Origin of the sequence: Hymenobacter gelipurpurascens (assembly GCF_900187375.1) — a bacterium.
GTDB classification, from domain to species: domain Bacteria; phylum Bacteroidota; class Bacteroidia; order Cytophagales; family Hymenobacteraceae; genus Hymenobacter; species Hymenobacter gelipurpurascens.
Window position 1 is genome coordinate 558,071 of sequence record NZ_FYEW01000002.1, and the last position, 20,773, is coordinate 578,843.

Here is a 20,773-nt window from a genome sequence, read left to right on the forward strand (position 1 = left end):
TCTGGCTGATTGAATTTCAACCAAATCAATCTTTCGGCGCTTTCCGTACAGACTCATCCGCGCCCGGTCTGAATCCTGTATATTTGCTGGCATCGCATTTGAGAAGGCACCGGCTAACCCCTATTTCGCCGTTATTACATGACTCGCCGCTGGCTCCTGTTTCCTTCGTTGCTGCTGCCTCTGGCGGCCTTGCTTACGGCTTTCGGCCCTTCCGATGCGACGCGTACCGTCCCGAACACCTGCTTTAAAACAGGCGAAGTACTTCAGTACCGAGTTCACTATGGGCTGATAAACGCGGCGGATGCTACCATTGAGCTGTCCGACGATGTTCACCGCGTGAATGAGCGGCCCTGCTACCGGGCCACCGTCACGGGCCGCACCACGGGCTCCTTCGATTACTTCTTGCGCATCCGGGATACGTGGCGCTCCTACATCGATACCACCAGTATTCTGCCGCATCGTTTTTTCCGCAACATTGAGGAAAAGAACTACCGCAAGAACGAAACCGTTGACTTCGACCACTTGAAGGATGTGGCCAGCGTGGAAAGCCACAAACGGGACAAGAATAAGATCAAGCGGGGTACGTTCAAAACGCCCAACAACGTGCAAGACATTGTGAGCGGCTTCTACTTCCTCCGAACGCTCAATTATGACTCCCGACGCGTGGGCGAAGTCATCAAGGTGCAGGGCTTTTTCGATGAAGAAGTGTTTAACTTGGACGTGATTTACAAAGGCCGCGAAACTGTGGAAACCAAAGCAGGCGTCATACGTGCCATCCGCCTTGTCCCGAAACTGCCCGACAACAAGCTGTTCCGAGGAGAAAACGCCGTTTCGGTGTACCTCTCCGACGACCGCAATAAAATTCCGGTCCTGATTCAGGCCGAACTGGTTCTGGGGGCAGTGAAAGTTGATATGTATAAATATCAAGGCCTGCGAAACCGTCTTAATCTGGTAGCTAAAAATTGATGTTGAAAAGCGACTCCGTGTGGGTCGCTTTTTTTTGTTCCTACCCTTTCCACTCCTGCACAAGCAGTCTCCTCAAGCACCCGGCACACCTTACGCAAATGATTCCTGAAGATGCAGAGTAGCCTTCTACAGTTTAAGTCAGCAGCCTCAGTGCCACAAGCCTCCAAAACGAGTGGTCACGAAACCGTAACACGCCGGGCCCGTCGGCCAGCGATACTTTTGTCTTCGCGTATTCTGTTTTACCCCAAACCTCCCCGTTCTGTGCAACCAACCGCCAACCCCAACGCGTACAAAATTCTGGTAGTCGACGACGATCCTGATATCGTGGAGCTGCTGGAGTACAACCTACGCAAGGAAGGCTACGAGGTAGCCTCCGCGCCCGATGGCCGCAAGGCCCTGGAAATAGCGCCACAGTTTGGCCCCGATATCATTCTGCTGGATGTGATGATGCCCAACCTCGACGGCATTGCGGCCTGCCGCCAGCTGCGCGAGATGCCCAAGTTCAAAGAGACGTATATCATCTTCCTGACGGCCCGCGCCGAGGAGTTTTCGGAAGTAGCCGCCTTCGAGGCGGGCGCAGATGACTTCATTGCCAAGCCCATCAAGCCCCGCGCCCTCATGAGCCGCCTGGCCGCCTTCGTGCGCCGCGACAAAGACCCATTAGTCCAGACGGATAGCATCGAAATCAACGGCCTCAAGATTGACCGCACTGGTTTCGCCGTGTTCCAGAATGGTCGCAAAATCAACCTTCCGAAAAAGGAGTTTGAGCTGTTAGCTTTCCTGGCTGCCTCACCCCACAAAGTATTTGGCCGTGAGGAACTGCTTCAGAACATCTGGGGCAATGATGTGTTTGTGCTGGCTCGCACCGTGGATGTGCACGTGCGCAAAGTGCGCGAGAAAGTCGGTGACCACCACATCCAGACCATTAAAGGCGTAGGCTACAAGTTCAACACCGATAACTAGTGGCCTAGAAGAAGATTTTTTGTCATACTGAGCGGAGTCGAAGCATCTCTACCGTGCCTATACTGGCCTAGCGGAATGATAGGGATGGTTCGGCTCCGCTCAGTATATACCTGTTTTACTAGTAGGCACCTTCTATGCGGCTCAATCTTTCCTCCCGCACCATTGCCATTATTCTCTCCCTGCTGGTTGCCACGGCACTAGGAATACTGGCTTGGCTCGGGCCATCGTTGCCATTGCAGCAGGGCGCGCTGGCGGCGGGCATTACCATTGCCGCCTGCTTCTTGCTGTTGTATCTGATGTTTGAAGCCCTGATCTTTCAGGAAATCAACAACATCTATGAGGGCCTGGAGCACATCAAGCGCAAGGAATTCCGGCGCATGTCGAACAAGTTCCTGTTCCGGCCGGAGCCATTGAAGCGCATGCGCGACGAGATTCTGGACATGGCTCAGCGCAAGCAACAAGAGATTGACGAGCTGAAACGCCTGCAGGTATTACGCCGCGAGTTCCTGGCTGATGTATCGCACGAGCTGAAAACGCCCATTTTCGCGGCCCAGGGCTTCGTTCATACCATTCTGGAAGACGATGATATAGACGAGTTCACGCGCAAGAGGTTTCTGCAAAAGGCTGCTTCCAGCCTTGATGCCTTAGATACGCTGGTGCAGGACCTGGTCTCGATTTCGCAGCTGGAAAAAGGCGTAGTGCGCATGCGCCGTCAGAACTTCGATCTGGTACAGCTGGTGCACGATATTTTTGAGCAGTTGGAGCTGAAAGCCGCTCGCCGCCATGTGCAGTTGGCCCTTTCTCCGCCAGATTTTCCAGCAGGTGGCCTACACGTAATAGCTGACCGAAACCGTATCCGGCAGGTGCTCATCAACCTCATCGATAACGCAATTAAATACGGTCGGGAAAACGGCCACGTAACGGTTGCGCTATCGGAAAGTGGCAAAAGCATCAGGGTGAGCGTGCAGGACGATGGCGAAGGCATCCCGAAGCAGCACCACAACCGCATTTTTGAGCGTTTCTACCGTATCGACAAGAGCCGCACCCGCGAGTCGCGGGAGGCGGGTGGGAGTGGCCTAGGCCTAGCTATCAGTAAGCATATTGTCGAAGCGCACAAGTCCAGCATTCGGGTGCAAAGCGAGCCCGGCCAGGGCACTGCGCTGGAATTTAAGCTCCCGAAGCCGCGGGCAAGGGTGAATTTGTGAAGTGGTGAGTTTGACCTTCTGTCGGTCCGGATTGCGCAGTCTAGGCCAAACGAACGTCAACTCCCTATTTCATTATCTCATCACTTCACAGTTTCACCTTCCGTACCTTTGTAGCTCTCTATGAAGCTACCTGAGTTTAAAGACCTGATTCTGTTCGAAGACGAGGACTATATCGTCATCAACAAACCTCCATTCCTGGCCACGCTCGACGAGCGATTTGGCGGCGCACCCAACATCCTGCGCCTGGCCCGTGAGCAGTACGACGACATCCAGGCCTGCCACCGCCTCGATAAGGAAACCAGCGGCTCGCTGGCCTTAGCCAAAAACCCGGAGGCCTATCGCCATCTGGCCATGCAGTTCGAGGACCGCAAGGTGAAGAAAGTGTACCACGCCGTGTCGTGGGGTGTGCATGAGTATGAAGGTCTGGAAGTAGACCGCAGCATCGAAACCACCACCAAAGGCAAGGCCCGACTGGCCTACAAGGGCAAGCCCGCTGTTACGCTGGTGCGCACCCTGGAAACCTACACGCGCCACACGCTGCTGGAGTGCCAGCCCATTACGGGCCGCATGCACCAAATCCGTTTGCACCTGGCCTACCTACAGGCGCCCATCGTGGGCGACACCATGTACGGCGGCGAGAATTTCTACCTCTCTTCACTCAAGAAGAAATTCAATATGAAGCAGGGCGAGGAAGAGCAGCCGTTCATTAAGCGCTTTGCGCTGCACGCCCGCCAGCTCACGTTCAGCCTTCTGAATGGCGACTCAGTGACCGTGGAGGCACCTTATCCCAAAGATTTCCGGGTGCTGGTTGAGAATCTCCAACAGTATCGCTAGGCCACTTTGCGGGCCACACCAGAGGTTGTTTCGCAGGTGTTCTTAAGGAAACAGTCAGTGTTTCAGGCACAATTATTACCAGCCAGCTTTGAATATTCGGGTGAAGGCGGTAACTTTGTGTCCGTTTTTCCCGGACCCGTGTTCGGTTTCTCCTCATTTCCAAACGCTTATCCTCCTACCCAATGGATCATCTGAGCTTCAAGACGGTATCCGTCAACAAAGCCAATGCCGACAAGGCCTGGGTTGTGGTTGATGCCAGTGTTGCGCCGCTGGGCCGTCTGGCCAGCCAGATTGCCAACATGCTGCGTGGCAAGCACAAGCCATCCTTCACGCCCAACTCCGACTGCGGTGACAACGTTATCGTTATCAACGCTGACAAGCTGCGCGTAACCGGCAAAAAACTGACCGACAAGATTTACATCTCGCACTCGGGCTACCCGGGCGGTCAGAAGCGCATTAACCTGCGCGACAAGAAGGCTAAAAACTCGGCCAGTGTAATTGAACACGCTGTGAAGGGCATGCTGCAAGGCAACCGTCTCGGCCGTGAGCAATTCCGCAACCTGTTCGTGTACGCTGGTGCAGAGCACCCACACGAAGCTCAGCAGCCCAAAGCTGTTGAACTCACCAACCTCTAGGCCACTAAGGCCGTCCAATTTCTCTAACTCATCCTATTTAATGGAAATTTCCAACACCTCTGGTAGAAGAAAAACCTCGGTGGCCCGCATTTACATGCAGGCCGGGCAAGGGAATATCACTATCAACGGCCGGGACATGAAGACTTACTTCGGTAACGAACTCCTGGAGAACATCGTGAACCAGCCTTTGGCTACTGTCGAGCAAGTCGGCCAGTATGACATCAAGGTAAACGTGCACGGTGGTGGCATCTCGGCTCAGGCTGAGGCCATCCGTCTGGCTATCTCGAAGGCCCTCGTAGGCGACAATGAAGAGGTTCGTCCCGCATTGAAGAAAGAAGGCTTCCTGACCCGTGACCCGCGCATGGTGGAACGTAAGAAATTCGGTAAGCGCAAAGCTCGTCGTTCGTTCCAGTTCTCGAAACGCTAATCTTCCAGAGGAACCCCTATCATGGCTCAGACCACCACATATAAAGAACTGCTTGACGCCGGTGCCCACTTTGGTCACCTTACGCGCAAGTGGGATCCGAAAATGGCGCCGTACATCTTCATGGAGAAGAACGGCATCCATATTATTGACCTGAACAAAACCCTCGTTTCGCTCGAGCAGGCGACTGCGGCCATCCGCAACATCGCCAAGAGCGGCCGTAAGGTTCTGTTCGTGGCTACGAAGAAACAAGCGCAGGAAATCGTAACGGAAGAGGCTAAGCGTCTCAAAATGCCGTTCGTGACCGACCGTTGGTTGGGTGGTATGCTCACTAACTTCACGACTGTTCGTAAGTCGTTGAAGAAAATGAGCACCATCGATAAGATGGTGAAAGAGAACACGGCATACGCCGCCCTCGCAAAGCGCGAGAAGCTGATGATGTCGCGTGAGCGTGAGAAACTGGAGCGTGTTCTGGGCGGCATTGCCGACCTGAGCCGTCTGCCCGCTGCTCTGTTCGTGATTGATGTGAAGCGTGAGCACATCGCTGTGAAGGAAGCCCAGAAATTGGGTATCCCAGTGTTTGCTATCTGCGACACGAACTCGAACCCTGAGCTGGTGCAGTTCCCGATTCCTGCTAACGACGACGCTTCGAAGTCTATCCAGCTCATCGTGGGCGCCATGGGTAAGGCTATCGAGGACGGCCTCTCAGAGCGGAAAGTCGACAAAGAGGAGGTTGACAAGAAGCAAGCTGAAGACGAAGGCATTCAGGAAAAACAGAACGCTGACGAATAGTCTGCCTGTTCATTGAAAAAAGGGAACATGCGAAGCGCTCGGCTCCGATGTTCCCTTTTTCTTTACCTGCCTGATCCTGCTAGGCCAGTAGCTACTAGTGGTTAGTTGCATCAGGCAGTGTTTAACTCGGTACATCTCACACCCTCATATACTCTCACAACAATGGCAGCAATTACCGCCGCAGACGTGAATAAGCTCCGCACCATGACTGGCGCGGGCATGATGGATTGCAAAAAAGCTCTGACGGAAGCCGAAGGCGACTTCGAAGCCGCTCGTGACATTTTGCGTAAGCAGGGTCAGAAAATCGCTGACAAGCGCGCTGAGAATGCTACGTCGGAAGGCGTAGTACTGGCTGCCGTTAGCGAAGATGGCACCAACGGCAAACTGATTGCCTTGGCTTGCGAAACTGAGCCGGTTGCAAAAGTAGAAGACTTCAAAAACCTGGCGCAGCAGATCCTGGCTACGGCTGTGAAGTCGAACGCTGCTTCCAAAGAAGAACTGTTGGCGTCTGTTCAGGAAGATGGCCGCTCCCTGCAGGAGCACATCACCGACCTGATGGGCAAAATCGGTGAGAAGCTGGACGTAGTGGCCTACGAGAACGTAACCGCTGAGAAGGTTGCTTCTTACATCCACTCCGACAACAAGAAAGGCGTACTAGTAGCTATGAAGAACGTGGGCGGTGCCGACGTAGCTGCAGTAGGCCGCGACGTAGCCATGCAAATTGTAGCTATGAAGCCTGTTGCTCTTGACAAAGACGGCGTGGATTCGGCTACGGTTGAGCGCGAAATTGAAATCGGCAAAGAGCAGGCTCGCTCAGAAGGCAAGCCAGAAGCTATGCTGGAGAAAATTGCTCAGGGCAAGCTGAACAAGTTCTACAAAGAGAACACCCTGTTGAACCAGGAGTTCGTGAAGGACGGTTCGGTTACCATCGCTCAGCTGCTCGAGAAGACGCAGAAGGGTCTGACCATCTCTGACTTCAAGCGCGTAGCCATTGTAGGCTAAGCTCTCAGAGTTTAAGTAACAAAAAGCCCCGCTGGCATACTGCCGGCGGGGCTTTTTGTATGGGTATAGGGTGCCTACCCCCTACTCATCTTCATCCGGTACGCTCTGACTCGTGCCTCGGCGTTCTGGCGGATGTTGTAGTAAAACAGACTGTAGTCGGCGATATGGAACGAATGGCGCAGCTCGGGGCGGCCGGGCAGCAGGAAGCGCGGGTAGCCGTCGCGGATGGGTTTGTGCACCCAAAGCAGGCCGTTGTGCACTTTGGCATCTACCACGCGCGTATCGCGGCGGTTGAAGGAGCTAGGTACCCCGCCGAGGTTCAGGCGGGCTTCGGCCGTAACGGTGTCGCGCGTCCAGGTAAGCGGATTGGTGGCGACGCTGTTTTTGTACGGCGCATATTCCTGGCCCCAATCGGCGGTGTTCCAGGCTACATAGCAGCCGGTTTGGGTAGAGTCTTCGCAGGGCCGGATGACTTGTAAGGCATCTTCCGGCACGTTGAAACCGATGAGGTAGGCAGCTACCAAGCGCTGACGCAGCTTCGGGTCGTTATCAAAGAAGTCGTGCAGAATGTGCGTGAGGTGGCGGGTACCTTGGCTGTGGCCGGCCAGAATGATAGGCCTACCGCGATTATAATTATCGAGATAGTACTGAAATGCCGCTTTCACATCACTGTAGGCCAGCTCGATGGCTTCGTCGCCGTTCTTAGTTTTCTCGTCGAAAAAGGAATAGAGAGTAGCCTGCCGATAACGCGGCGCGTAGATACGCCCCGTGCTATTGAACACGGAGGCTTGCTTCCGGATGGTCGTGACGTCCGTGATGTGGTTCAGCGCTTTGTTAGTGAGGTCAGCGTTCCATTGGCCACGGCCCAGATGGGTAGTGGGATGCACGAAGAATACATCAACTGGGGCATCGCGCTGCCGATCGTGCAGGAGTGTGCCTTGGGGCACTGCATCGGCAGAATCTGGGCGGTCTGGCAGGGCCGCCCAGTTATCCTCCATCCGGTAATCAGGCGCTTCTGATACGTCTTTGGCCGGGGCAAACTGATGAGCGGGCCGCAAAACGCCCAGGCAGGAACTTAAGAAAAAGAGAGGCGTCAGCAGGACAAAACGCCACGCGCGCAACACAAAAAAATCAGCAGGCATAGGGCGAGAACTGGCCTACACAGAACTTAGTATCACTGTGAGGCCGATACGGAAAGGGTTATTCGCTAAATGTATTTTCGAGCAGCTTCTCCTGACGCAGATAGACGATTTTGAAATTCTTGTCGAAACGTATCCTTACCAGCGCCCTTGTCTGCTGACGCTTCTGCAGCGACTGTCGCAAGGCCCGGCTTTTCTCGGTGTACGTTACCACGCGCGAACCATCACTCACGGGCGCACTCACTTTCAGCGTGCCCGGTTCGATCTGGCTTTCGGCTTCCAAAAACTCCGGAAAGTGCGACCTGGTCAGCTCGTCGTTGATGGCGGCCGGCGTAGTATTCTGCATGGTATAAAACCGCTCAACCTGAGGCGCAAAAAAGGTGGCAGCCGCAAATGGAGCGGTTTTCAGATCCTCGTAGTAAGCATTCAGAATGCCTAGCACACGCGTCTGAGCCGCTTCCTCGGTAGCTGGATTGGGTACGGCAGGTTCCGTAGCGGCAGGAGTAGGTGCAGGCGCAGGAGTAGCGGATTCCACCACCGAATCGGGAGAGGAGGGAGTGGGCGGCACCACGGGAGCTACCCGTATGGTTTCGGGGGCGGCGGCAGGTGGCAGGTCAATCTGTTCCGCTTGTGGGCCGGTTTCGGGCTTCGAGGTGAGCGTATCGGCGGCCGTCAGGGTGGTGCTGGTGAGGCGTTCTGATTCGCGGTTGCCGAGCATCAGGTAGGCCACTATCGCCAGCAAAGCCAAAATCCCCCCCACTATCAAGACCGTAGCGAGCGGACTACGGGCCGGCGCGGTGTAGGGCGCGGCCGGCATTTCTTCTTCATAAAGCTCTTCTACCGGAGCGTAGGCCACTTGCTCCTGCTCCGTAGGCGAGGCGCCGGGGCGACCAACTTCGATGGGATGCGAATACCCTGGCGCAATGGGGGCAGGCGGCGTTTCAGGCGCGGGAGAAGTGAACTGGTGTGTTACTGGAGGCAGCAGAGGCTCCTCGACAGGTCCGCTTGTAACGGTAGGCTCCGTGAACGAAACAGGTGGCCTAGCGGGCGTTTGATCCGATAAAATGGTCTGCGTGGGAAGCGTTTCTTCGGCTTTCGGCTGTGCCGGAGCAGGCACCTCGGGGGTCCCGGGGGTTTCGCTGAAAAGTAGCTTTTGCTTTAGCGTGGCAAATTCCTGCGGGGTAATGGTACCGGCATCCAGCCACTCTTTCAGCTGGCGCAGGGTATCGAGGGGAGAAGGATCTTTATCCATGGGAGAAAACAGGCAGCGGCAGGAGTTATTTGCGGTCGAGGTTGGTGAGGCGGGCGCGGCGGCGCTCCACCTGCGCTTTACGCAATTCCAGCAGGCGCGCGTTGTCAATGAGCTTTACGGAGTCTTCGGCCTGCTTGAGCTTATTGTCGGCGTTTTGCTTTTTGAGCTGCTCAATTTTCTCCAGATTATTCTGCGTGTTGTTGGCCAGCGAGGCCCTCTCCTTCTCCAACTTATCCTTTTCCTTTTCCGATTCCTTGAACTGTTTTTCCGCTTCCTCAATCTGCTCCCGATACGATTTTACGCGGGCAGCAGCAGCAAAGCTCTGCGTAATGTTGCGCAGGGAGCTAAACTCCGAAGGCGTGCCACCGGCCGACAGGAAAGAATCGGGGCCGAGGGCTGCCCACACCGATAGCTCCGCCACGGAATCAGAAGGCGCCGTAACGGTAGAATACAGGTCAATCAGCTTGCCCGAAACGCTCGACATGGGTGCCTGCTTGGCCACCAGCACATCCTTTTTGCCCACGCCTAACACGCCGGAGCCTTTCAGCCGGATGTTGTAGGTGTCCTTGAGCCAGGTCTGCCAGTAGTCGCGCGTCCATTGAGCCGTGCCGTCTATCTGCACCTTCACGGCATCGCGCTCTTTGCGCTCGTAATTGACGCTGCTGGTCCGCACTTCATAAAGCTGCGCCTGCACAGCAGACGTGGAAAGCAACAGGCCTAGCAAGGAGAATAAGCGCGTAGTAAACCGTTTCATGGGCATAAAATCAGGAGTGAGAGAAAGGCCATTAAGCGGCCATCAGATACCGTGCCGGTCGAAGGCGGCCTGCAAATCCTGCTGCATGGCGGCAAAGCGCCGTACGGCCGCCTGCACAAACTCATCGTCGAGGAGCAGATGGATATCCTCCTCGCCGGTCAGGTCCAGCTCGCTCACCTTGTAGGTTTGCTCCAGCGGGCCTTTTTCCAGCTTGATGAGGTACTTCCCGTTCCAAGAGAAAAGCGTGATTTTGGCGTCGGGGTGCGGAATGATAGCAAGTTGGCGCATAGCAGGCGGCAGGTAGAATGACGGCGCGAAGATAGGCAGTGGCCGCCCAACCGTAGGCGCAAGCTCGTCATAACACCTTGCCACCACCATCGTACAGAGTATACCTCTCTCCTATCCGTTGTTTCACCTCTTTTCCTTCCCTTTCACTTATGCCACAAGGAGATAAATCGGCCTATACCGACAAGCAGAAACGGCAGGCTGAACACATTGAAGAAAGCTACGAGAAGCGCGGCGTTCCGGAAGAAGAAGCCGAAAAGCGCGCCTGGGCCACCGTTAATAAAACCGATGGCGGCGGCAAGAAAAGCGGCTCCGGCCGTAAGAAAGCCGATAAGTAAGTAGTGTATTACACGCAAAAAAGCGGCTACCTCCTTGTAAGAGGCAGCCGCTTTTTTATGTTTTGGAGTGGCCTAGGCCTATACCGTGTGCAGAATTACATAGAGCGACACCACCGATATAACAAGCCAAAGCAGCGTACCCAGCACAAACGGCTTCGGGCCGACTGCTTTGATAGCCTTTGCCGAGAGCCCTGCACCAATAAAAAACAAGGTAACCGTGAGGCCCAGCTTTGCCAGATATACCACAGCGGGGCCGGCAACATGCACGGCGGGCACATACGTATTCAGGAGCATTGCCCCGATGAAGCCCAGAATGAAGTAGGGAACCTTCACCTTCACATCCTTCTGCTTGAACACCACGGCCGTACCCAGCGCAACGGGAATGATCCAGAGGGCGCGGGCCAGCTTCACGGTGGTAGCTACCTGCAGGGCCTGGTCGCCGTAGGCAGCGGCGGCCCCTACCACAGAGCTGGTATCATGGATGGCAATGGCGCACCAGAGGCCGAACTGGTTCTGGGTCATGCTGAGCAGGTGGCCTAGCGGCGGAAAAGCGAACAGCGCAATAGCGTTGAGGATGAACACGGTACCCAGCGCTACGGACAGCTCTTCTTCCTTAGCCCGCAGCACCGGCCCCACGGCCGCAATAGCGCTGCCGCCACAGATAGCGGTGCCGCAGGAAATCAGGTGCGTCACGTGCCGGCCCAGGCCCAGCCAACGCCCGGCAAAGAACCCTAATACCAGCGTTCCGGTGATAGAAGCTACGGTGAACAATACCCCTTCGCGGCCCGCCTGCACGGCGGCGTGGGCATTCATCCCGAAGCCTAGGCCTATCACGGAGTATTGCAGCAGCTTGGCGGTGAGGGCGCGGGTTTGGGTGAGGAAGGGGTTGCCAACGGTTTGGGCCAGCACTAGGCCTAGTGCCAGCGCTACTGGCGGTGAGGCCCAGGGCGTGAGGCAAAACACCAGAAAAACCCCAAACAACACCTGCCGCCCCGTAATGGAGTGGCCTAGTACGCGGTGAGGTTGTTCGAGGTGCTGACTGAAGTGGGTGAGCAGGTGGCCGGGCTTGGCCGCTTCGGGCGGACGTTGTAAGGAGGTTTTCATGGGGCGGGTGGTACTCTACCCCAAAGGTACGCCACTCCCTGCCCTACGGATAACCAATAATTGTTATCCCTTATTACTATAAGTTATACTGAATGAGGAGTGTTACCGCCACTATGCTGGTGAGCGTAAGCCAGAAAACGAGTAGCTGCAGCCGAAAGAGGCTGCCCTTGCACCCACACGGCCTCGAACTGCCGGGCCAGTTGCAGCTCTGGCACCTCTACAATTTCCAGCTCGCCGGCGGCCAGCTCTTTCACCAGCGCCCTCCTCGACACAAACCCCAGACAGGCTGGCGCCGCCGCCAGATACAGCTTGATAGCTTCGGTACTGTCAAAGTAAAAGGCCACTGTTAATTCTGATACTTTCAGCTGATGTGCTTTCAAGGCATACTCCAGCACCTCCAGGGTGCCGGAACCACGTTCTCGCAGCACCAGGGGGTGCCGGGCTACTTCGGCCACCGTCAGGTGCGGTGGCGAGGCGGTATCTGGGCGTCGTACTGCCACCAGCTCATCCTCCTGCAACAGCTCATAATGCAGGTCGCGGCTTTTGCTGCGCCCTTCCACGAAGGCCAGGTCCAGGTGGCCTTGCAGGAGTGCCTCGGCAATCTGCTCGGAGTTGCCATTGAGCAGCGTCAGCTCTATGTGAGGGTAGCGCGCCTGGAAGCCGGGTAGCAGCGGCGGCAGCACGTATTGGGTGAGCGTGGTGCTGGCGCCGAGGCGCAGCCGCCCGCGGGCGGCCCCGTGAAGTGCATACAGCTGCTCCGTAAGCTGCTGGTGCAGGTTCTCCACTTCATCGGCGTGCAGCAGCAGTAGCTTACCTGCTTCGGTGAGGCTGATGCGGTTACCGCGCCGCTCAAACAGGCGCTGGGCGTAGCTGCGCTCCAGCTCCCGGATGTGCTTGGTAATAGCCGGTTGGGTGATGAACAGCTCCTGGGCAGCCTTGGTAAAGCTGAGGTGGCGGGCTACCGACTGAAAAACACGCAGACGAAAATCGGGCATGAGCGCAAGGTACGCGGCTGTTTGACGCCAGGAAATAGTTAGCCAGTAACCCTAGTCCGCCATCCTGACGCAGGAAGGACCTTTTCACGCATGAGCGAGTGGTTGCTAGGCCAGTGGTTAGCTTCCAGCGAGATGCTTCGACAGGCTCAGCATGACATTCTTTTTACCAACTGTTCACTTAGGCTAATACATTTCCTGCTAGGCCACTTCTGGCTAACTTGCTCCTTTCTATTCCCAGCCTACTCCCGATGAAAAAAACCTTCCTGACCGCGCTGGCTTTCCTGCCGCTGGCCGCTTCAGCCCAACAAACCACTTATACACCCGAGCTGCTCATGAAACTGGGCCGGCTGGGTGAGATGCAGGTGTCGCCGGACCGCAAGCAGGTGGCCTACACCATCACGCGCTACAACCTGAGCGAGAATAAAGGCAACACCGATATCTGGGTAGTGCCCGTGGCGGGCGGCGCGGCGAAGCAGCTAACTAACACGTCTGGTTCCGAAAGCACCATCAACTGGCGGCCCGATGGCAAGCTCACGTTCCTTTCTGGGGAAGGCGGCTCCGACCAGCTCTATGTGATGAATGCCGACGGCTCGGGTAAGCAGAAGCTCAGCGAGTTTCCCGAAGAAGGTCTCAGCAACCTCAAATATGCTCCCACCGGCAAGTTCATTCTGTACACGCAGGACGTTAAAACCGGCAAATCGGTGCAAGACTGGTACCCGGATCTGCCGAAGGCCGACGCCAAGCTCATCGACGACCTGAACTACCGCCACTGGAATGCGTGGGATGATTTCAAATCGACGCACGTATTCTTCCAGCCCATTGGCGAAGATGGCAAGCCCACCGGCTACGGTAAGGACGTGATGCCCGGCGAGAAGTTCGACGCTCCACTGGCGCCGCTGGGCGGCTCGGAGCAGCTGGCGTTTTCGCCGGATGGCTACCGACTGGCCTACACCTCGCGCAAGCTCTATGGCAAGGCCGAGGCCGAAAGCACCAACTCCGATATCTACCTCTACGACATCCGGGAGGGCAAAACCCAGAACCTGAGCGAAGGCCTTGGCGGCTACGACATTGAGCCCAGCTTCTCGCCAGACGGCTCCCAAGTAGCCTGGCTAAGCATGGCCACACCGGGTTTTGAGTCGGACCGCAACGGCATTGTGGTATATGACTTCAAGACCAAGAAGCGCGAGGACATCACGAAAGGCTCGGAGCAGGCCGCCGGCAACATCCGCTGGAGCCAAGATGGCAAAACCATATACTTCGTGAGCGTGCTGGAAGGCACTGAGCAGCTGTTTTCTATCCCGAGCAAAGGCGGCAAGATTAAGCAATTGACCAAGGGCGCCCAGAACTACAACAGCTTCGAGCTGGCTGGCAATAACGTAGCTATTGCTAACAAAACCACCCAGGCCACGCCCGCCGACCTCGTGCGCATCGACCTGAAAACGGGCCGCGAAACCACCCTAACCAGCATCAATCAGCAGGAGCTGACGGGCGTGAAAACCGGCAAATCGGAAGCCCGGTGGGTAAAGACGACCGATGGCAAGCAGATGCAGGTGTACGTGATTTATCCGCCCGATTTCGATGCCAGCAAGAAGTACCCGACGCTGCTTTACTGCCAGGGCGGCCCACAAAGCCCCGTTACACAAAGCTGGAGCTACCGCTGGAATTTCCAGCTGCTGGCGGCCAACGGCTACATTGTGGTGGCCCCCAACCGCCGTGGCCTACCAGGCTTCGGAACTGAGTGGAACAACAGCATCTCCGGCGATTGGGGTGGCCAGCCCATTCAAGACTACCTCTCCGCCATTGATGCCGTGAGCCAGGAGCCCTACGTGGATAAGGACCGCCGCGGCTGCGTGGGCGCTAGCTACGGCGGCTACTCCGTGTATCAGTTGGCGGGCAAGCATGAGGGTCGCTTCAAGACCTTTATTGCGCATGCCGGCCTCTACAACCTCACCAGTTGGTACCCCAGCACCGAGGAAATGTTCTTCGCCAAGCATGACATGGGCGGCGCACCTTGGGACAACCCGCTCCCCAAAAGCTACACCGATTTCAACCCGCAGTTGTTCGCCAAAAACTGGGATACGCCAATTCTGGTGATACATGGCGGCAAGGATTTCCGGGTGCCGGAAGGCCAGGGAATGGAAGCCTTCGGCACGGCGCAGCTGCGCGGCATACCGAGCCGCTTCCTGTACTTCCCCAACGAAGGCCACTGGATTTCAAAGCCGCAGAATGCGATGCTCTGGAACCGAGTGTTCTTTGACTGGCTCGCTCGCGCGCTGAAGCCTGATGTCCAGGCGGCCAAATAGTTATTGCTACAGTAAGTAAGAGGTCCTTCTGTTCTATCAGAAGGACCTCTTACTTAGTACTTAGCCAAAAAGACTGAATACTACCTTTATAGGCAGTGCTATAGTATCATCTGATTAACTCCTTCCTTTTCGATGCATTTCTTATTCCGACTGACCAGCCTCATTGGCCTGTGTTTACTCACGAGTTATACCCAAGCCCAAACCTCTGCTCCCGACACTAAGCGCACGGTTACTATGTCGGCTCAGATACAGATGTCTCTGTCGGCATACGTTCCGGGCACCGATCTACGCCTGAACCAGCAAGACTCTCTGGCTCGTCTGGCCTACGCAAAGAATAAAATACGTAGCGCAACGAAGGTCAGGGTTGTTGACAAATCAGGTGAAATTGATACGGTGGATTACGCCGAGTTCGACCACCAAGGAAACAGAACGCTCCTTTACAATCCAGATTTTAAGGCCCGTACTGTTCGGCGCTTCGACAAGCTCAGCCGGCTACTTGAAAGCATTCAACAGCCAACGCCATCGTATCCTTATCTAATGCGGGAAGTCCTGGACCCGGATAAAGGGCTGTACACGTCTTTCCGGCAGCCAGAAGGCTCCCCGGATGTGCCTCTTCTAACGGTGACCCAACAGCGGCACGGCGATACGCTCAGTAGTCTGGCGATATTGCATCAGCCAGTTCCTCAGCAGGGCTACACGCTAACTCAGGTAACATGCCGCCGCTATTCTGTAGGCCGAGATACTATCCGACAGGACCATTTTGGGTACGATGAGTTCCATAAGCCCCAGGCCTATCAAAGCACATATACCATTCGTCGGAATGGGAATGCTATTGAAAGCGGCGTGGTGTCATTTCAGAAACCGCTGCAGGCACTTTTAGATACTTCTGCCAGAGCACGCCGGTGGCGTAGCCAAGGCATGTCGGATGCTGCCATCCTATTAAGCTTAGGCAGTAAGATACGGGATATTTACCTGGCCACTAGTCATTCACTATTTGATAAAAACGGTTGGTTGCTACATTCTGAAATGAGTGTTCCAGCAGAATTATCAAGGAAATCAGGCACCCAAGAGACAGAGAAGGGTTCTATGACTCTTTCAGCATCTCAATCCAGTCAGGTATCATACCGATACGACGCCCGAGGCAATGTTATTCGGGAAGAACGTACGGCAGTTTTCCCATCTCTCTCCAGCGAGAACAAGCAGACTGTTGATACTTGGGTAACCGTAAAAGACAATGTTTATTCCTCAAAAGGCTTGCTCCTGAATGAAACCTCTAGTTTCCAAATTAATTCTAAGCACATTAGAACCACTCGTTACGAGCACCATTACACACGTTTTTAATGCCGTGAGCTTTTAGCATAGCTCACACTAACTTTTACTACTAGGGCTTGAGCAGAATTCTCACGTAAAGCATACTGCGAATCAGGAAATTTTCCCTTTACCAGTTTCCCCGGTACCCCGGCTGTTTCCTACAGTCGAGGTACCGGGGAATGTATTTTTATAACTATATGAAATTGTATTTATTTAGCAGAGCAACGCCCTCAATTTACACACCTGTCTATGTGGCAACGGTTACTAATTGTATTCCTGATGGGTATACAGCTTGCTCTAGGCCAGTCGGTTAAGGCAGCCAGCCCGGCAGGCGAAGTACGCGATACGCTGCTGCTGAAAGACCCGAAAGGCCCGCACATATCAGAGGCCTACCGCTACTACACTGAGCCATTTACCACCAGCCCCGACCCCGAGCAGGCAGAGGCCCAGTGGCGAGCCGGCAAATTTCGACCCGGCCCCTGGCATAAAACCCTCAATCTGGGACTGTTGCATGAGCGCGTGTGGATGCGCCTGACGGTGCGCAACACCGAGGCGCAGCGGCTGCGCTACTTCTGGAGCATTTTCAACTTTACCGATAGCGCTGCCTTGTACTGCCGCCGACAGGGCGAAGCGTGTTTCACGCAGCTGGCCACTTCCACCTCCTGGGTACCCGCTTCTGAGCGGCCCATTCAGGCCCGCTCTCTCAGCTTCCCGTTTACCCTGGAGCCCGGCGAAACGGCCACGCTCTTTCTGCGCATCGATCTGCACGCGGGGGCGCTCTACCTGCCTACCTACATAGAAACGGCCGAGCATTTTCTGGCCTGGGAAATGACGTTTCCGTTTGAGCGGCACTGGGTATGGCTGCTGGGGTTTTACATGAGCAGCGCCCTGTTCAGCCTCGTGCTGTTCACGTTCCTGCGCGACCGGATTTATCTGTGGTATGTGGCCTACGTGGCCTGTGTTTCCATATTCCTGATGATGGAGGACGGGCTGGACGCCCTGCTGCTCCCCAGGAGCCCGTACCAACTGATCTGGGCCGTAGGCCAGTTCAACTTTATGGTGCTGGCAGCCGCAGCAGGCATCCGGGTGATGCAGCTATTTGTGCGGTTGCGCAATGACTGGCCCGGCTTATACCGGGTTGGGAATTGGCTGACTGGCCTAGCCGTTGTGTTTGTGGTGATTTATGCGGCACTCTTTCCCTGGGCCGCACGCCATCATTTCGCCTTACTACAAATCCTGAATACCACCCGCGAATTGGTGTTGTTGTGCCTGTTTGGCTATAGCTGGATTACTTTACTTACGGTGGCCCGCTCCAAACACCGGCGCCAGCTCGCGGCCTATTACATACTTACCTATCTGCTCTTCTTTATCGGTTTTGCAATATTCTGGAGCAACCATTTGGGGCTGAGCAGCTTCAACCCCATCTACCCGAACCCGCTAGCCTGGGGGCTGTTTTTTGAGCTACTGGTACTGAGTGCCTTGCTCACGGGCCGTTTTCGCCATACGCTGCGCCAGATTGCCCGGCTCCGGGAGCGGCAGCTGCGGCAGCGCAATGCCTTGGGGGCTCGCCTGATTGCGGCGCAGGAAGAAGAGCGCACCCAGCTAGCCCGGGAGCTGCACGATGCCCTGGGCCCCAACCTGGCGGCGCTGCACCTGGCCTGGCAGGGCCCTGCCGTGCAAAAAGCCATTACCAGCTCACCGGAAGCGGCGGCGGCGGGCCGCCAAACGGAGCTGCTGCTACGACATCTCCGCGATGAAGTGCGCACGTACAGCCACGCCCTGCTGCCTGCCGAACGCGGCCAAGACTCATTGGCCGAGTCGGTGGCGTCGCTGGGGGAACTTCTGAATCTCTATGGCAACCCCAAAGTGCAGGTGCATTGCGACGATGACCTCGACCACCTCCCGCCCGTGGTGCAGCAGGCAGCTTACCGCATTGTGGCCGAGCTGCTGAACAATGCAGTGCGCCACGCCCGCGCCACCGAGGTAGAAGTGCATCTGCAGCGGCAACCTACGGTGCTGGAAATAAGGGTAGAGGATAATGGCCGGGGCTTTACGCAACCCACCCAGCAAACCGGGATAGGCCTACGCGGCGTGCGCGCCCGCACCGAGTATCTGCACGGCCAGATGACCATTGATAGCTCGCCGCAAGGCACGCGCATTGTCGTGCTCCTACCCTGCTGAAAGCTGAGGCTCAATTCTTAAAGCGCCTAGGCCACTCCTTATGCCAGTTGTCGGGCACGCTCGGGCCGCGGGTTTTCCGCAAGCAGAGTTTCCTCCGTCACTTTGCGAATGTCGCTGCTTACTTTCTGAATGAAATCGAGCTGCTCTATTAGCTGCGCATCGGCAGTAGCCTGGGTTGCGGCCGGGGCGGTAGGCTCGGCAGCCGTAGCCACATCGGGCTCGGCCGGGTCGAGGATGCGCAGGCTGCGGTGCAGGGCTTGCTGGGCCTGGCGCACAGGTTTCAGCAGGGAACTCTGCTGGGGTACGCGCTGACTGCTGGTGAGCATGGCGGAGGTGATAGAGGCTACATTAGAAGAAAGAATGTGGTTCAGCACCACAAACTCATGCACCTCGCTGGGCCGGTGCTGTTTGGCCCGCGGCTCCGACATCATGCGCTGGAAAGCGGCAGCCAGGTTGGCGGAGCTTACATACACGTGCTTGCGGGCCAGTTTGTAATCGACTACTGCTACGGGCAAACCGCTCAGCGCTTCGCTCAGGGTCTGCAGGTAGCGCAGGTTGGCGCGCAGTACCTCCTTCATATAGTCCTGCAGCTGATCGGACTCCCAGCGCGGAAACAGCAGGTAGGCCGATCCAAAAGCCAGCAAGCACCCAATAACGGTGTCTACCACGCGTTCTTCCACCACCTGCAGATAGTGCAGCCCCATCAGGCTAAACAGAATCAGCACGAAGGGTGTCATGAACGTGACAGTGATAATGTAATTGCTGCGAGAGAAGCTGAATGAGGTCAGCATAAATACCGCCAATAGGCCTACGAGCACTGCCTTATCGTGCACCAGCCAGAGCACCGCTCCCCCAATAACCCCACCTACCAGCGTGCCCACCACGCGCTCAAAATTACGCTGCTTGGTGAGGCTGAAAGCGGGTTTGAGCATGTACGTGATGGTCATCAAGATCCAGTAGCTGTGGTGGCCGGGCAGCACTACTTTCGCCACCACAAAGCCCACCAGGGAGGCCAGCATCATGCGTACGGCGTGTCGGAATATGCCGGAGCTGGGCGTCAGATGGTCGCGGAGCTGGCTGAGGCTGAAGCTCTGGTGGGCCACAAACCGACCCAGATCCAGCTCGTTGCTGAGGCTGGCCACGGGTTTCACAGAGAAGTAGGCCTGAATATCCTGGAGGCGCTGGTTGAGGTTGCGCAGGTTCACTAGAATCTTCTTCAGCACCAGCGTGTGGCCGGGCTGCGCGGGGTCTTCCAGTGCATCAATGCGGGCTTTCAGCTTCTCTAGGCCAGTAGCCAGCCGGACCTGGGACTGGTAGCCGTGGTTGGCCTGAATGGCAAACCCTATGTTCTCCAGCTCGCCAGCCATCTGCTCGGCCAAATCGGCCACCTCTTCCAGCACCCCCGACGGCCCAAACCGCGACCGAATGGCCTCATAGTTATAATACGTGACGGTAATGTGCTCGTAGAGGTCCACTACATCCACGAACGTGAGGACCAGACGCCGCCCATTGCCGGTAGATTCCTTGATCATCTGGCGGGTTTTGAAAAGCAGTTCGCGCACGGCGTCCTGCTTCTCACTCACGGTTACTTGCTGCGTCATCAGGCGCCGGTAGTCTTCCTCCAGGCTGGTTTTGGTTCGGTAGAAATCGGCCTTGAGGCGCAGAAAATCGGCTACGGAGCGCACGCACTCCCCCAGCGCCTGCTGGGCCGGCCGGTACGGCCGAATCTGGTAGGTGAGCAAACTCACGAGCATGTACCAAATGCCACCCGCCGTCACGAGGCCCGCGTAGCGCAGCAGCTGTGGAAGCGTGAGCGAGCGGTCCATCATCAGAATCATGAGCAGCAGCCCGGCCGTGCCTACTGAGGCGGCGCGGTTGCCATACACCAGAAACATCGTAAACACGAAGCTGAGCACGCCCACCTCCAGGCCTAGCAACCACATACTCGGCTCCGCCATTCCCGTCAGGAAGGCCACGAGGGGCAGCAGCAGAATAGCGGCCAGCATGCCGTTGCGCTTGTGCACCACCGGCCCCGGCGAATCGGTAAGGCTGAGGCAGACTGCCCCCAACGATACCGTCATGCCGGCTTCGAGCTGGCCCATCATGCCCAGCGCAACGCCCGGAATCAGAATGGAAAGCGTAGTGCGCAGGCCATCGGAAAAATCCTGGCTGGAGAAGAAGTACTGGAAGTTGCGGGTCTGGTCGTTCATTGCAGCGGGCTGCGGGGCGGGTTCAGGGCGGCTATACGAAAGTAAGTGGCCTACGAACGGCTACGGGCTAGCGGCCAAGC

The 20,773-nt window shown here is 56.3% G+C and carries 19 protein-coding genes; 12 read left to right on the forward strand and 7 right to left on the reverse strand.

The features are described 5' to 3' along the window. Window positions 1-138: 138 nt before the first annotated feature. From CFT68_RS14120 to tsf, 8 genes are all read left to right on the forward strand, one after another. Complete coding sequence (locus CFT68_RS14120; protein WP_088844198.1) at window positions 139-966, forward strand: DUF3108 domain-containing protein; 828 nt, start codon at window positions 139-141, stop codon at window positions 964-966. 261 nt (window positions 967-1,227) lie between these two features. Then, on the forward strand, window positions 1,228-1,929 hold the full coding sequence (locus CFT68_RS14125) for a response regulator transcription factor (protein WP_245815395.1): 702 nt from the start codon (window positions 1,228-1,230) through the stop codon (window positions 1,927-1,929). A 134-nt stretch (window positions 1,930-2,063) separates the two neighbouring features. Then, window positions 2,064-3,134 carry a sensor histidine kinase gene (locus tag CFT68_RS14130; RefSeq protein WP_088844200.1) on the forward strand — a complete coding sequence of 357 codons (1,071 nt, stop codon included), beginning with the start codon at window positions 2,064-2,066 and terminating at the stop codon, window positions 3,132-3,134. A 120-nt stretch (window positions 3,135-3,254) separates the two neighbouring features. After that, the gene (locus CFT68_RS14135; RefSeq protein WP_088844201.1) at window positions 3,255-3,968 is read left to right on the forward strand and encodes an RluA family pseudouridine synthase; all 714 of its coding nucleotides are present in this window, start codon (window positions 3,255-3,257) and stop codon (window positions 3,966-3,968) included. A 182-nt stretch (window positions 3,969-4,150) separates the two neighbouring features. Further along, window positions 4,151-4,603 carry a 50S ribosomal protein L13 gene (gene rplM, locus CFT68_RS14140; protein ID WP_088844202.1) on the forward strand — a complete coding sequence of 151 codons (453 nt, stop codon included), beginning with the start codon at window positions 4,151-4,153 and terminating at the stop codon, window positions 4,601-4,603. Window positions 4,604-4,643: 40 nt separating this feature from the next. Beyond that, window positions 4,644-5,030 carry a 30S ribosomal protein S9 gene (gene rpsI / locus CFT68_RS14145; RefSeq protein ID WP_088844203.1) on the forward strand — a complete coding sequence of 129 codons (387 nt, stop codon included), beginning with the start codon at window positions 4,644-4,646 and terminating at the stop codon, window positions 5,028-5,030. A 21-nt stretch (window positions 5,031-5,051) separates the two neighbouring features. Beyond that, complete coding sequence (rpsB, locus tag CFT68_RS14150; protein WP_088844204.1) at window positions 5,052-5,819, forward strand: 30S ribosomal protein S2; 768 nt, start codon at window positions 5,052-5,054, stop codon at window positions 5,817-5,819. A 162-nt stretch (window positions 5,820-5,981) separates the two neighbouring features. Next, window positions 5,982-6,821, forward strand: coding sequence for a translation elongation factor Ts (gene tsf / locus CFT68_RS14155; protein WP_088844205.1), 840 nt, complete (start codon window positions 5,982-5,984; stop codon window positions 6,819-6,821). A 74-nt stretch (window positions 6,822-6,895) separates the two neighbouring features. Here tsf and CFT68_RS14160 read toward each other — a convergent pair whose 3' ends face one another. The 4 genes from CFT68_RS14160 to CFT68_RS14175 are packed head-to-tail and all read right to left on the reverse strand — an operon-like array spanning window position 6,896 to window position 10,254. Further along, window positions 6,896-7,963, reverse strand: coding sequence for a DUF3089 domain-containing protein (locus CFT68_RS14160; protein WP_088844206.1), 1,068 nt, complete (start codon window positions 7,961-7,963; stop codon window positions 6,896-6,898). A gap of 58 nt (window positions 7,964-8,021) precedes the next feature. Next, window positions 8,022-9,212: an SHOCT domain-containing protein gene (locus tag CFT68_RS14165; protein ID WP_088844207.1), complete on the reverse strand. Its 1,191-nt coding sequence runs from the start codon at window positions 9,210-9,212 to the stop codon at window positions 8,022-8,024. A 25-nt stretch (window positions 9,213-9,237) separates the two neighbouring features. Further along, window positions 9,238-9,966: a glutathione S-transferase family protein gene (locus CFT68_RS14170; protein WP_141106570.1), complete on the reverse strand. Its 729-nt coding sequence runs from the start codon at window positions 9,964-9,966 to the stop codon at window positions 9,238-9,240. A 42-nt stretch (window positions 9,967-10,008) separates the two neighbouring features. Next, window positions 10,009-10,254 (reverse strand): hypothetical protein, encoded by a 246-nt coding sequence (locus tag CFT68_RS14175; protein WP_088844209.1) that lies wholly within the window; start codon window positions 10,252-10,254, stop codon window positions 10,009-10,011. A 149-nt stretch (window positions 10,255-10,403) separates the two neighbouring features. Between CFT68_RS14175 and CFT68_RS14180 the strand changes: the two genes are divergently transcribed. After that, the gene (locus CFT68_RS14180; RefSeq protein WP_088844210.1) at window positions 10,404-10,589 is read left to right on the forward strand and encodes a hypothetical protein; all 186 of its coding nucleotides are present in this window, start codon (window positions 10,404-10,406) and stop codon (window positions 10,587-10,589) included. Window positions 10,590-10,667: 78 nt separating this feature from the next. On the opposite strand, the gene CFT68_RS14185 is transcribed toward CFT68_RS14180, so the two are convergent. Together CFT68_RS14185 and CFT68_RS14190 are read right to left on the reverse strand one after the other, a co-directional pair. Beyond that, a complete protein-coding gene (locus tag CFT68_RS14185; RefSeq protein ID WP_088844211.1) occupies window positions 10,668-11,693 on the reverse strand; it encodes a YeiH family protein in 1,026 nt (341 codons plus the stop codon). A gap of 83 nt (window positions 11,694-11,776) precedes the next feature. Continuing rightward, window positions 11,777-12,688 carry a LysR substrate-binding domain-containing protein gene (locus tag CFT68_RS14190; protein WP_088844212.1) on the reverse strand — a complete coding sequence of 304 codons (912 nt, stop codon included), beginning with the start codon at window positions 12,686-12,688 and terminating at the stop codon, window positions 11,777-11,779. A gap of 248 nt (window positions 12,689-12,936) precedes the next feature. Between CFT68_RS14190 and CFT68_RS14195 the strand changes: the two genes are divergently transcribed. From CFT68_RS14195 to CFT68_RS14205, 3 genes are all read left to right on the forward strand, one after another. Beyond that, window positions 12,937-14,991, forward strand: a complete 2,055-nt coding sequence (locus CFT68_RS14195; RefSeq protein WP_088844213.1) for a S9 family peptidase — start codon at window positions 12,937-12,939, stop codon at window positions 14,989-14,991. 234 nt (window positions 14,992-15,225) lie between these two features. After that, the gene (locus CFT68_RS14200; protein ID WP_141106571.1) at window positions 15,226-16,332 is read left to right on the forward strand and encodes a hypothetical protein; all 1,107 of its coding nucleotides are present in this window, start codon (window positions 15,226-15,228) and stop codon (window positions 16,330-16,332) included. A 249-nt stretch (window positions 16,333-16,581) separates the two neighbouring features. Then, window positions 16,582-18,483, forward strand: coding sequence for a sensor histidine kinase (locus CFT68_RS14205; RefSeq protein WP_170934812.1), 1,902 nt, complete (start codon window positions 16,582-16,584; stop codon window positions 18,481-18,483). Between the two features lie 38 nt (window positions 18,484-18,521). On the opposite strand, the gene CFT68_RS14210 is transcribed toward CFT68_RS14205, so the two are convergent. Beyond that, complete coding sequence (locus CFT68_RS14210) at window positions 18,522-20,693, reverse strand: FUSC family membrane protein (RefSeq protein WP_088844216.1); 2,172 nt, start codon at window positions 20,691-20,693, stop codon at window positions 18,522-18,524. Window positions 20,694-20,773 lie beyond the last annotated feature (80 nt).

Coding starts and splice junctions, on each gene's coding strand:
- tsf (WP_088844205.1), top strand. CDS start 5,982: ATGGCAGCAATTACCGCCGCAGACGTGAATAAGCTCCGCACCATGACT.
- CFT68_RS14185 (WP_088844211.1), bottom strand. CDS start 11,693: ATGAAAACCTCCTTACAACGTCCGCCCGAAGCGGCCAAGCCCGGCCAC.
- CFT68_RS14195 (WP_088844213.1), top strand. CDS start 12,937: ATGAAAAAAACCTTCCTGACCGCGCTGGCTTTCCTGCCGCTGGCCGCT.
- CFT68_RS14135 (WP_088844201.1), top strand. CDS start 3,255: ATGAAGCTACCTGAGTTTAAAGACCTGATTCTGTTCGAAGACGAGGAC.
- CFT68_RS14130 (WP_088844200.1), top strand. CDS start 2,064: ATGCGGCTCAATCTTTCCTCCCGCACCATTGCCATTATTCTCTCCCTG.
- rplM (WP_088844202.1), top strand. CDS start 4,151: ATGGATCATCTGAGCTTCAAGACGGTATCCGTCAACAAAGCCAATGCC.
- CFT68_RS14210 (WP_088844216.1), bottom strand. CDS start 20,693: ATGAACGACCAGACCCGCAACTTCCAGTACTTCTTCTCCAGCCAGGAT.
- rpsI (WP_088844203.1), top strand. CDS start 4,644: ATGGAAATTTCCAACACCTCTGGTAGAAGAAAAACCTCGGTGGCCCGC.
- CFT68_RS14200 (WP_141106571.1), top strand. CDS start 15,226: ATGTCGGCTCAGATACAGATGTCTCTGTCGGCATACGTTCCGGGCACC.
- CFT68_RS14180 (WP_088844210.1), top strand. CDS start 10,404: ATGCCACAAGGAGATAAATCGGCCTATACCGACAAGCAGAAACGGCAG.
- CFT68_RS14170 (WP_141106570.1), bottom strand. CDS start 9,966: ATGAAACGGTTTACTACGCGCTTATTCTCCTTGCTAGGCCTGTTGCTT.
- CFT68_RS14120 (WP_088844198.1), top strand. CDS start 139: ATGACTCGCCGCTGGCTCCTGTTTCCTTCGTTGCTGCTGCCTCTGGCG.
- CFT68_RS14175 (WP_088844209.1), bottom strand. CDS start 10,254: ATGCGCCAACTTGCTATCATTCCGCACCCCGACGCCAAAATCACGCTT.
- CFT68_RS14205 (WP_170934812.1), top strand. CDS start 16,582: ATGGGTATACAGCTTGCTCTAGGCCAGTCGGTTAAGGCAGCCAGCCCG.
- rpsB (WP_088844204.1), top strand. CDS start 5,052: ATGGCTCAGACCACCACATATAAAGAACTGCTTGACGCCGGTGCCCAC.
- CFT68_RS14190 (WP_088844212.1), bottom strand. CDS start 12,688: ATGCCCGATTTTCGTCTGCGTGTTTTTCAGTCGGTAGCCCGCCACCTC.
- CFT68_RS14160 (WP_088844206.1), bottom strand. CDS start 7,963: ATGCCTGCTGATTTTTTTGTGTTGCGCGCGTGGCGTTTTGTCCTGCTG.
- CFT68_RS14165 (WP_088844207.1), bottom strand. CDS start 9,212: ATGGATAAAGATCCTTCTCCCCTCGATACCCTGCGCCAGCTGAAAGAG.